Genomic DNA, 11,104 nt, shown 5'->3' with positions numbered 1-11,104 from the left:
CAGTTCAATGACGGACTGGCGCCGGCGGTTGCGGAAGAAAAACTTAACGCAGTGTCCGGGATCAGTTGACCACTACATTCCCACGCAATACAAGTCGTTTGCGACAAGAACAGAAGGTCAGGCTTGGGCTCGCTCTGTCGAAACGGCATTGGATGATGGAACGTGGGTTGATCCAGCCGGCACGAGCGAGATTACGTTCGGCACGCTGCTAGAGCGTTACAAAGCGTCCGTCACGCAGACAAAACGCAGTCGACGCAGTGAGGAATACCGTATCGGCAAGATGATGCGGCACAAGATCGCCGAGTACAGCATGCGCAACCTCACGACCAGCGTGCTCGCCGATTACCGCGATCAACGTCTCAATGACGCGTCTAACGCATGCGTCTGTCGCGAGCTTGCGACGATCAGCGCCGTTATCACGCATGCGCAGCGCGAATGGGGACTCGGCATCAACAATCCCGCAAAGCTCGTTAAGAAACCCCGATTGCCGCCGGGCCGAAACCGCATGCTGAAACCAGCAGAGCTTGAGCGGCTATTGCTTGAGCTAAATGCCGAGCGTCACGAGTTGCGGAGCAAGTGGCTTGTGCCGCTGGTGAAGCTTGCACTGGAGACAGCAATGCGGCAGGGTGAACTGCTCTCTTTGCAATGGAAGTGCGTGGATTTCGAGGAGCGTACGGCCTATCTGCCCATGACGAAAAACGGCAAGGACCGTTATGTTCCATTGAGTAGCGCGGCGCTCGCGATTCTGGAAAGTCTGGAACGAGTTGACGAGCGTGTCATTCCGATCAGCCAGAACGTCGTTTTGTGCGCGTGGCCGCGAGCATGCAAGCGAGCTGGAATCGAGGATTTTCACTTTCACGATCTACGGCACATGGCGACAACCAGTCTTGCGAAGAGGTTGCCGAACGTGATCGAACTCGCGTCGGTAACAGGACATAGCAACGTTCAGATGCTGAAGCGTTACTATCACACGTCGGCCAGTGAACTGGCGAAGAAGCTGGGTTGATCCCAGATCACTTGTGTATTCCGTACACAAGGAAAATCATGAAAAACGGGCTTCTTTGAACGATGACCCCGTTCGCACGCAATCGAACCGGGGCCAGGACTGGTAACGTCGGTTGGACCGACGTTTCAGCTGGAGATGTGGATCAGATCGGCTTCGCATTGAGGTCAGATAGCTGCTTTTGCAACTTCTGCATCTTATGCTGGATGTCGGCGCGCTTGGCGGCGACTGTCTGGCGCTTGGCCGCCTGTTTTTGTGCGTCAATGCGTTGCTTCTCAAGGTCAGCGACTTCATGCAGATCGGAGCGGGGCAGCATTTCGTGGTATCTCATGGGTAGTGTCTCCATTGTTGTGTGCAGGTATTTATGTCAATGGGTGACGGGAAACGCAATGTCGTTGCGGCGGATCGCGTCGGATAAACTTAACCCTATTTAAAAAAATGACGTGACGGACCGAGAATGGCCGAACAGTTTGCCGACGATGCGCGCGGCATCCCTGCTAATGGTGAAAACGGCGCTCTGCCTGCAGACGCGGACCGAGAAGCCAAACGTGCTGCCGCTCTGCTGAAAGCAAAAGAAAGCCTGATTACGTCCTTGGCGGGCGGCGACTTCTCGAACCAGCAGACTCGCGTTGCTCACATCCTGAACCTGCATCCTGCGGCCAGGAACAGCGATGTAGCGCTCGCCCTGAAATACTGGGAAACCTTTCAACCCGAAATATATAACCCGGAGGGCATCAAGCCGGCTGATTTCTTCAAGCTCGACCGAGTGCCGTTCCTCGTGCGTGCGCGCGCGAAAATCCAAAACGAGTACGAGTTGTTTCAAGCAGAGGAAAAGGTTCGGCGGCGGCGCAAGGGGCGCGAAGACGAAATGCGTGAGGCCGTGCTGAACGACGAAGCGCCAAGGCAAACGCTTCAAGTGTTCTCGGACGAGACGGGGAAGGGCGAGGATCATGTCATTATCGGGTCGGTCTGGGTGTTGAACGGACGAGCGGTTTACGACGTGACCAAGGCTATCAAGGAGTGGCAGGGGGGCTCGAAGTTCTCCAAAAGGGAAATCCACTTTTCAGCATTTGGCAAGGGTGATCTGGATGCTGTAGCCGACTACCTGAATCTTGTTGCGGCGAATCGAGAGTTTCTGAGCTTCAAGTTGATCGCGATGAACAAGCGCAACTCGCGACGCCCGATTGAGGAAGTCGTGCAGCGGTTGCACGAGTTCATGCTTGTGCGCGGACTACGTCACGAAATTGAAAGTGGCCGTGTGGGTGTGCCGCGCCATGTTGCGGTAACGATGGACGAGGAGCAGTCCATCGACCGGATTGCCCTGACTGAAATTCGCAATCGCGTTACGGAAGGCATCGAACGCGCACATCTCGAAGGCGTGACATTCGACGAGCGATTCAACGCTGTGTCGTCCAAAGACAGCGCGTTGGTGCAACTGGCCGACGTGATCGCCGGAGCTGCGAATCGGCGGCTTAACTTCAAGGGCGACCGCAACTACAAGGATGAAATTGCCGACCGTGTTATGGACGTCTTGGAACTGAAATTAGACGAGGAGGTCGCTCCCGGAGAGGATGCAGCGGTGCTCTTCCGGATTTAGACTCCGCATTGGAGTATGGTTGTTCGAGGTTAAACCTATCGTTATGGCATAAGCCCGTTTGGATAGCCTCACCAAGAACTACCACTCCGACTGATGAGCCTACAACTATACATTTCAAAGCTGCCGATTTATGACACAGAAAGAATCCGAAGCGAATTCTCCAGATATTGCCTCCCCTATAAAGCCGCCTCCTCGCGGGCCTCGGGCTCAACGTTACGTGGATTTTCACGCCTTCCTAGACTCCGCATTTGCACGCTTTACGGACATGTGCAATGGTAACGAAGACGCTCGCCGTTTTGGCGAAATCTACGGTTTTTGTGTGACGCCGGGAGGTCGCAACGGTGGTCTCGACAAGCGTAGTCTCGAGATTTTCTTCGGCCAAAGACCGTATGATGTTCAAGAGCGGTACGACTCAAAAATGGCGCGGGGGTTGCGAGTGCTCGCCGAGCGCGGCGCCACTCTCGAATACGTGCAGGACGATCTAGGTAGAGTTCATTGCTTTCTTCATCCTGCAGCCAGTGAAGGAATGAAGCCGCTTGAAGATTTTATTCAACTTGCCACGATTCCAGATCCTCGCGTCCTCAATACTGGTGAGCGTCGCATGCAGAGGCATTTTCAGTATTTGATAGCCTATATGCAGTGCACCTCTCTTGATGGCGAACCCACGTTGTTCGACAAGCTTATGGTTGGATGGCTGCGATTCGTGCGCCCTTGCGGCATAAATGAACGGATGCAGATACCTAAGATCAAGTCCGTATCTTTGGGGATCTTGAAGTTTGGCTTGAGCGTCGGTTTCAGCGGATTTTTACTTTCCCTGGTGGTTTGGGTGTTTTCACGCGGCGAACCACAAGATGTGTTTATCAAGGGAGAGTCGCCTGATGTCGTCCATGAGCAAGGCTTGATTGTTCGCGAGCTCTCGAAACAAAGCCGACTTCTTGAGACGATGCAGAGCAATTTGATGGAGATCAAGGACCGACTCAGCAAACCAACCGTAAGCGCGTCTCCGCAAAAGGTTAAAATAGACCGCACTAATTAATCTGGACGATTTCTCTCCAAGGGATTTGCGGTTTGATCAGCCTGCGATGAACGGCCCGTTGGCAGGCTACTAGGCTGGATGAGCAACTAGCGTCAGCTTCCGACGATGCATGATGGCTTGCCATCCTAGATGGCAAGTTCATTCATTGTTTACCAATAAAACCCGAACGCATCTGGCCGCTGACGGCTTCGATTTGCGCATCGAGTTCGCCGACGGCAACTGCTGCCTTGAGCATGTCGAGCGTCGGGATCAGGTCGGCGAGCGTGCCGACTTCGATAGCCGTCTTGCCTTTCGCCAGCTCCAGCGTTTTCGTGCCGTAGCGGACGGACATGCAGACCTTGCCGTTTTCGGCAGTCCACCACCACGCACGAACGCGCTTCGTCACTTCCACGTTACGGCGTTCGCCGGTTTCTGTGTCCTTCACCGAACGGAACTTCGTCGGCGCGAACGTCGTTCCCGCCTGCTGTGCTTTCGCGAGTTCCGTTTGCTCCCAAATTTTCGCGATCAGGCGGTTACGTCGCTGCACGATTTGGGGCAGCGAACCGGGACGCTTCGTTGCGGTCAGCTTGAGAGTGTTCAGCGTATTCATGTTGGACTCCTGAGGTATTTGACGTAGTCCAGGATGTAGCCGTCCGTCATTGAAATCAACAGGATCTTGACGCTAAACGTCGAGTTGCTTCGCGGCCAGATAAATACGTCTGTGAAAGAAACAGATATCAAGACCGCAACACTCGACTGGATGCTTGGCCATCGGTCGTGTCTGACGCATGCCGTAACCCTTACGATGAAGCAGTACCGGACCATCGACACTGAACGAGGCCAGACTTTTCAGAAGCTAACCGTAGAGGATGCGAGAGCGAACTTCCGACACTTCATGAACCGCCTGAATCGCAGCATGTACGGGAACGGACCAAAGCGCCTGTACGTGATTCCTGTGCTCGAGGGCATTGAAACTGGGAAACACCTCCACTACCACTGTGCTTTCGGAAATTTTCGTGAAGAAAAGAGCCATGACGAGATAGTCGAAGCGATCCGTGACGCATGGCAGAAGACAAGCTTCGGCAATGAGCAAATCGACGTGCAAATGATGTACGGCGATGACTGGCTCACATACATCACGAAGGAAGTCGGCATGGGTAACGCCGACAACGTGGACTACGGGAACGCACATGTTCCCGACGTTCGACAAAAATAAGTAATACCCAGCAAAATGGTCCGTGCTGCGTTGCTGACGTAATCGTCCTCGCAGCTTTCATTGCGAAGAGCATAGTTCGATGCTCTTTAATGAATTATTACGGCTATAGATTCCATGAAGAAGTCCATCGAAGGAGCTACGGAATATGTCTGACGAGGAACTCACTACGGATGAGAAGTAAGACACGGGGCAAACTACGCACTTGGATAGGGCTGGAAGGTAGTCCGTAGGCGGACTCACCTTGGTAGTTTCAATTACATACATCACCAGCACGGCATCGTCGATGCGTCACATGTCGGTTTAACCGACACATCAATTTTGAAGTGGAGCGAAACCAAAGAAAATAGTGAAAAGCTTTTGTTTTCGCACAAGCTCTTGTTTCTACTGACTTCTCGCTTTTCATTGTTTGCTGTTGATCCACGTAACCAAAGAATGCATCCTCCGGCTAAAGAAATTCATTTGTTTCGGGAGATCGACGCATGGCGCAGGCAAAAACGCTGACCGACAAGGAACTGAAACAGGTGCTCACCTACGTCTCGTTGCACCGGCACGCAGCACGCAACAGGACCATGCTGCTACTGACGCACTGGGCCGGTATGCGTGTAGGCGAGGTTGCGGCCTTGCGTATCGGCGATGTAGTCAACGCCGACAACTCGATTAAATCCGAGATCCGTTTGCTCGCCCAGCAGACCAAGGGGCGGCACGCGCGAACGGTCTTTGTCGGGCAACGGCTTCGCAAGGAACTGGCGTCGTATGTGGCGACGCTCAAATGTCGGTCAACCGACAAACCGCTGTTCGCTACGCAGAAACGGGCTGGGTTTTCGGCGAATACGCTGTGCCAGTACTTCCACTGGCTCTACAGGCAGGTGGGAATCGACGGTGCGAGCAGCCACTCGGGGCGGCGCTCGTTTATCACGAATCTCGCGAGCAAGGGCGTCGGCGTGCGGGTACTAATGTCACTCGCCGGGCATCGCAACATCTCGACTACTCAGGCCTACATCGATGTTAACGACGAGATGCAACGTGCGGCGGTCGATCTAGTGTGAAACCCTTGTAGGATCGTCCTTCCGTCCGATGCGGAAGCGTCGTATGCGCAACGAGTCGTCGGTCAGCCCGACAGTTTGGGCTATGGAAGTTTCACCACGAAAGTCCCTTCTCCGGCAGGTCCGATTAACGGACTTGCGCCTGCTATCATTCCCAGTCCGCAGGCGGGAGCCGCGCACAAGCCGCAACCTAAACGGGTTCGACGATACAAGACGGGGAAGCAGTTGAGATACAGAAGGATCGCCGCCGCTGCCAGTGGCGTCGCGTTCGCGATCGGTTGCCAGTACGCTTCGGCCCAAAGTTCGGTCACGCTGTACGGCATGACGGAAATCACGCTGCGCTACTTGACCAACGACAATGCTCAGAACGACGGTCGCCTATTCATGACGAATGGAGCGATCATCAACAGTCATATAGGGTTGCGTGGCGCAGAAGATTTGGGCGGGGGCCTCAAGGCTGTATTCCAGATCGAAAGCAACTTCGATCCACAGGACGGCGCGCAGAGCGACAGCGGCCGGTTCTTGGGAAGCACGGCGAATGTTGGCCTGTCGGGTGCTTACGGAACAATAACACTTGGTCGTCAGAATACGCCGTTGTTCGACAAGCTCGTTTTCACGTATGACCCGCTGACATACGCGAATTACCCAGAAAACTCGTGGTTGCCGTATGCGCTTGAGGCAGGGCTGGCTGCCGACAACTCAATCAGGTACACGGGGCAGTTCGGCAAGCTGTTTGTCGGTGCGATGTATTCGTTCGGCAGTAACTACGAGATAGGCGGCGCCGATGGATTCTCGGGTCAGGTGCCCGGCCACTTCACGGCGGGGAGCCTTGTGAGCTTTCTCGCGTCGTATTCCGATGGTCCGCTTAACGTTGCGACTGGCGTCCAGCAGGTACGCGACAACTCGAATAACAGACAAACGGTCTTCAACGTCGATTTCATGTACGAGCTGCGGCGTGTAAAGCTTTACGCTGGTTGGCTGCATTCGCAAGACAATACGGGCCTTGTTGATACCCTGCTTGCCGAACGGCCGATTCCAGACATCAGCCGGTTGAAGAACACAAACCGGATCGATGAGGGGCCGTTCGCGGGATTTGCGTGGCGGGTCGCTGCTCCGGTGCTGCTGTCCACGGCGTTCTATTACGATCACATGCGTCACGCTGCGACGGATAGCGGTACGTTGGGAAGCGGCAGTCGATATACCCTGGTCGAACTGGCTGAGTACGAGCTTTCGAAGCGCACCGAGATTTATTGCACGGTGGATTACAACAGGGTGACAGGTGCGGCAAGTGTGGAATTGCCGGGGCGTGGGAATCAAACGGGCGTCGCGATAGGAATGCGGAGTTTTTTCTGACCGGAAGCGTGAATTGTCGGTTAAACCAACGATTGGGGAGAAGTCAGACGCCCCTTGCTGCTCTGGCGAAAGCTTCGGCAAGCTTGTCGAAATGCTTGAGCGCGGCAGGTGTGAGGTCGATCTGTTTGCGGCGTGCGTCTTCGGTGTCGCTCAGTGTGAGCCAGCCTTTTTCTCGCATCGACGTGATGCGGGCGTGAAGAGTCGCGGGCGAGCCAAGCTCGCTGTGGGCCATCATGTCCCGGACCGAAAGTCGATCGCTTTTTTGCGTCGTGCGCGCAACGAATTCGAGGATCCTTTCTTCGAGCGGATCGAGCGCAGGCAGCGTGGGCAAGCCACGCAGTGCTTCGGTCAGTTGCAGGAATCGAAGATAGATGTCAGCAGGACGTTTCATGGGTTGCGCACCGTTCAAGGTGTGGGGCGCTCTTCGACGCTCCGGCGAGCTATGATGCGGCCAATCAAAACGGATAGGCGGATTATACAGCTATGGGTAGCTTACGTTTACATTTCTGGTCGATAACAGGCACGGTGGTCGCGTTCGTGTTGTCGCTGTGGATCAATCAAATGGTTTTTGCGGATACGTCGTTTGTCCGAGGCATCAACTGGATCTATCTTCCGTCAGGTGTCCGGCTTCTGAGCACGTTGCTGGTTGGGTTTGATGGGTTCGTTGGCCTGCTGGTTGGCGGTCTGCTGATGGACTTCTTCTATTGGTTTCCGCACGACCCGGTTCGTGCAATCGCGGGTGCTATTCTGGGTTCCCTGGCGCCTTATATCGTCTACCGGTTTGCACTGGAGTACTATGATTTGCGTGCAACGCTAACCAATCTTACGCCGAAGCGGCTGCTTGTTCTGGCTGTCGCCTATTCGATTGCGAATCCGCTGTTGCATCACCTCTGGTTTGCTTTGCGAGGGGACACGCACAACATTGGCGAAAGTTTCGTGACGATGTTCGCGGGTGATTTGGCGGGTGCACTGATTATGCTGTATACCATCAAGGGCATTCTGGCCTTGTTGCCGAAACAACCAAGCCGTTCGAACCTTACGAACGGAATGTTCAGTATCCGGTTGGCACTAAGCAGCGCCTATGACAATCAGTTAAATTGACCGGGCACTTTGCCGTTGGGTTGCTATGAATTTGTCGAGCGGTCGCTTGCTATGTTTGTGGGCGATTTTTCTGGCGCGCTGATCATGCTGTATGCGATGAAGGGCATTCTTGATGTGTCGCCGACGAAACGAGCGGCGGGCGCATAAAACTCGCACGAGAGAGAACGGCACGCGGCACCGCGAGCGGAATCGGGGAGCCAGTGATTTGTCAACGCAATGAGGAAGCGCAATTCAAAACACCGATGCGTTCTGCACACGGTATTGCGTGGGTGTGACCGAAAAGTGCCTGCGGAAATGCTTTGATAATGGTCCGCCACTGCCGAATCCACTCCGGCGAGCAATCTTGTCGATCGGTAGATCCGTGCCGATAAGAAGGCGGCGGCACATTTCAAGTCGCACATACAGCAAATATTCGGACGGCGTCACACCAAGTTCCATCTTGAAGCGCCGGAGGAGATTGCGCTGGCTCATGGCGGCCGTCTGTGCGGCATCGTCCATAGATATCGGATGATGGTAATTCGTTTCGATCCAGCGTGCCGATTTGCGAATCTTTTCGCTCACGCGGTCGGATATGCTTCTGTGAACGATCATGCCGGAACCTGTCGAAGAATTCGAAGCCATCCAACTAGTTATCTGGCGAGCCGCATCTTCGTCGCGATTTTCCGGGCCGATCGCGGGCGTGGTTCGCAGAGAGGAAAATGCACCTGCGAGATTCCTCAATGCTTGGTCCATATTGACAGGTGAACGATGATCCGGCGCGGTTGTGGCCTGTCCGAATCCGGCAGCCTTCAGCAATGTCTCACCCTCTCCAAGCGGTATCACATGTCTGCTCTTCGGATACGCAAGGCGTAGCCATGCGATCAGACGGCTGTCGCGCAACGCGTCGCTCACCCCCGGGCCCCCAACGACAAAAAGCGTGTGGATATTGTCTATGTATCGGTAAGTCTCCATTCTTTCCGTCCAGACGAACATTGAGGAGGAGCTGGAAATACGACCTCCAGCGGCAGAAAGAAGACACACGTCGTACGAGATAGAATCGTGCCGGTCGTCACGAATCGCTGCATTGGCGGCATCAAAGGCCTCCATGATGTTGGTGACCGGTCGCAGTTCAAAACCGTTGCATAGCGCGAGAGCTACGCGGTGAACTGTGTTGGCTAGGGTAAGGTCTCTTGAGGGGCGAGTTTTGGTACTTTTAGGAAGTTCAAGAGTTGTGTCCATCTAACGTTCCCCGTAACGCATGCATTTTCGCTTTTTTTCCACCCACCTTCGCGGCCGGACCACGCTAACGCGCGCGCTCGACTAAGAGTAAGAGGATTATTTTGGATTGCAAATCAGGCGACCTGCTGTTCTTCCAGTGCGGCTAACGATTCCATGAAAATCGACTGCAGCGCAGGCAGGACTCGCTCAAGGCTGTCATAGACGCCTTTCTCTTGAGCTAGTTGCTCAAGCTTTGCCCGGTACAGTCGGGCGGCTTCGCACTTCTTGTCGATGGGCACCAAGAAAAATTCATTAGATCGATTCCTGGTGGACTCGATGTCTCTGACCAGTCCCAATTCTTGGAGGTCGAGCGCGGCACCGACAGCCTGTCCTCGACTGCACCCAAGTAATAGATGTAGTTTATCGAGTGAGATTGCACCTGTTGCCAATGCAATCTCAAGCGCACCGGCCGCGAACACCGAAGTATTCAGCGCTTTGCCAAAGGCCTTTACATACCGGCCTTGGTACACTGACATGAAGTTATGGAAACGTGTGATCGCAAACATACCTGACTGTTGTTCGTCAAACGTTGGTATGGCGATGTCAGGCCGTAAAGCATCGACATCGATCTAAAATTCATAACGATCTGGTCGATCAAGCAGCGTCTGTTCACGCTGAACTTGATGTCTCAAAAGACTATTGCAAGAGCACTCGACTTTTGGCATTGTCGAGGACAGGGCGACAGATCACTACCCCTAGCATAACGGCATTGCCACATGCATGTCGTTATAAAAACTATAACAAAGTGCAATTGTACGCGCAAGCCCAGGGAAGCGTTAATTTTCCAGTCATGTGTCAAGAAGTGTTCGCTGCTATCACCTTGAGCGCTCAAACACTCGGCACTTGGGCTGGCGAGCCTAGGATATGAAATTTTGTCGGGAGCCGTCGAGCCGTGCAGATCTCTCTCTCTGACGCGGTCGCTTTGGCTACTTCCGCCTCATTGGCGCAGACTCCAACGCGGCGAGTGCTTCCAAGAAAATCGCCTGCAAGGCTGGCAGTGTACGTTCAAGAACATCGTACAGACCCATGTCGCGGCTAAGGTGCTCGAGCGTCGCGCGATACAGCCTGGCTGCTTCGCATCGTTTGTCGATGGGCACGAGGACGTATTCGCTGTTCTGATTTTTCGTGGATTCGATGTCCTTGGCCAGTCCCTGCTCCTGCAAGTCGAACGCGGCGCCCATTGCCTGACCGCGACTGCAACCGAGCAGCAAATGCAGTTTGTCGAGTGAAATTTCACCGGTGGACAACCCAATGTCGAGTGCCTTTGCTGCGAATGCGGACGTATTCAGCGTCTTTGCGAGAGCGGTTGCATACCGCCCGTGATAAAGGGACATGAAATTATGGAAACGAGTAATCGCAAACATTTTCACTATCTCAACCGTCGAGTCTATTTTTATGCGCGGATATAAATATGCTGATGCCGTGCGCATTGACATGCGGAAGATAGCTACTGGGTGACATATCATCAAGAAGAAACCTGCCGTCGAGGGTGCGCTAGTCCGCGCACCGGTGCCGACTG

The 11,104-nt window shown here is 54.2% G+C and carries 13 protein-coding genes; 7 read left to right on the top strand and 6 right to left on the bottom strand.

The features are described from left to right. The first annotated feature begins 7 nt into the window (after positions 1-7). Entirely contained in the window at positions 8-1,006 is a 999-nt protein-coding gene (locus tag DIE16_RS32390; RefSeq protein ID WP_221625290.1) for a site-specific integrase, read from the top strand. A 142-nt stretch (positions 1,007-1,148) separates the two neighbouring features. Here DIE16_RS32390 and DIE16_RS32385 read toward each other — a convergent pair whose 3' ends face one another. Further along, positions 1,149-1,334: a hypothetical protein gene (locus DIE16_RS32385; RefSeq protein ID WP_124894153.1), complete on the bottom strand. Its 186-nt coding sequence runs from the start codon at positions 1,332-1,334 to the stop codon at positions 1,149-1,151. A gap of 126 nt (positions 1,335-1,460) precedes the next feature. Between DIE16_RS32385 and DIE16_RS32380 the strand changes: the two genes are divergently transcribed. Both DIE16_RS32380 and DIE16_RS32375 read left to right on the top strand, forming a co-directional pair. After that, complete coding sequence (locus DIE16_RS32380; protein WP_124894152.1) at positions 1,461-2,600, top strand: DUF3800 domain-containing protein; 1,140 nt, start codon at positions 1,461-1,463, stop codon at positions 2,598-2,600. Between the two features lie 130 nt (positions 2,601-2,730). Beyond that, positions 2,731-3,636: a hypothetical protein gene (locus DIE16_RS32375; RefSeq protein WP_124894151.1), complete on the top strand. Its 906-nt coding sequence runs from the start codon at positions 2,731-2,733 to the stop codon at positions 3,634-3,636. 142 nt (positions 3,637-3,778) lie between these two features. Here DIE16_RS32375 and DIE16_RS32370 read toward each other — a convergent pair whose 3' ends face one another. Then, positions 3,779-4,225: a DUF6641 family protein gene (locus DIE16_RS32370; protein ID WP_124894150.1), complete on the bottom strand. Its 447-nt coding sequence runs from the start codon at positions 4,223-4,225 to the stop codon at positions 3,779-3,781. Positions 4,226-4,510: 285 nt separating this feature from the next. Here DIE16_RS32370 and DIE16_RS32365 point away from each other — a divergent pair, with 285 nt between their 5' ends. The 3 genes from DIE16_RS32365 (at position 4,511) to DIE16_RS32355 (ending at position 7,227) form a co-directional block, all read left to right on the top strand. Continuing rightward, entirely contained in the window at positions 4,511-4,831 is a 321-nt protein-coding gene (locus DIE16_RS32365) for a hypothetical protein (RefSeq protein WP_260434499.1), read from the top strand. Between the two features lie 479 nt (positions 4,832-5,310). Further along, the gene (locus DIE16_RS32360; RefSeq protein ID WP_124894149.1) at positions 5,311-5,877 is read left to right on the top strand and encodes a site-specific integrase; all 567 of its coding nucleotides are present in this window, start codon (positions 5,311-5,313) and stop codon (positions 5,875-5,877) included. Positions 5,878-6,099: 222 nt separating this feature from the next. Next, positions 6,100-7,227 (top strand): porin, encoded by a 1,128-nt coding sequence (locus tag DIE16_RS32355; protein ID WP_124894148.1) that lies wholly within the window; start codon positions 6,100-6,102, stop codon positions 7,225-7,227. Between the two features lie 43 nt (positions 7,228-7,270). Here the strand turns inward: DIE16_RS32355 and DIE16_RS32350 are convergent, their stop codons facing one another. Continuing rightward, a complete protein-coding gene (locus DIE16_RS32350) occupies positions 7,271-7,618 on the bottom strand; it encodes a winged helix-turn-helix domain-containing protein (protein ID WP_124894147.1) in 348 nt (115 codons plus the stop codon). A gap of 92 nt (positions 7,619-7,710) precedes the next feature. Between DIE16_RS32350 and DIE16_RS32345 the strand changes: the two genes are divergently transcribed. Further along, on the top strand, positions 7,711-8,328 hold the full coding sequence (locus DIE16_RS32345; RefSeq protein ID WP_124894146.1) for a hypothetical protein: 618 nt from the start codon (positions 7,711-7,713) through the stop codon (positions 8,326-8,328). A 231-nt stretch (positions 8,329-8,559) separates the two neighbouring features. Here DIE16_RS32345 and DIE16_RS32340 read toward each other — a convergent pair whose 3' ends face one another. From DIE16_RS32340 to DIE16_RS32330, 3 genes are all read right to left on the bottom strand, one after another. Then, a complete protein-coding gene (locus DIE16_RS32340; RefSeq protein ID WP_124894145.1) occupies positions 8,560-9,546 on the bottom strand; it encodes a GlxA family transcriptional regulator in 987 nt (328 codons plus the stop codon). A gap of 113 nt (positions 9,547-9,659) precedes the next feature. After that, positions 9,660-10,061, bottom strand: coding sequence for a hypothetical protein (locus DIE16_RS32335; RefSeq protein WP_260434498.1), 402 nt, complete (start codon positions 10,059-10,061; stop codon positions 9,660-9,662). 450 nt (positions 10,062-10,511) lie between these two features. Further along, positions 10,512-10,949, bottom strand: a complete 438-nt coding sequence (locus DIE16_RS32330; RefSeq protein WP_124894143.1) for a hypothetical protein — start codon at positions 10,947-10,949, stop codon at positions 10,512-10,514. Between the last annotated feature and the right edge of the window lie 155 nt (positions 10,950-11,104).

This window comes from Burkholderia sp. Bp9090 (genome assembly GCF_003857985.1).
In the GTDB taxonomy this organism is placed as follows: Bacteria; Pseudomonadota; Gammaproteobacteria; order Burkholderiales; family Burkholderiaceae; genus Burkholderia.
Note: the sequence above shows the minus strand (reverse complement) of the source record. Positions and strands in the feature narration are given on the sequence as shown.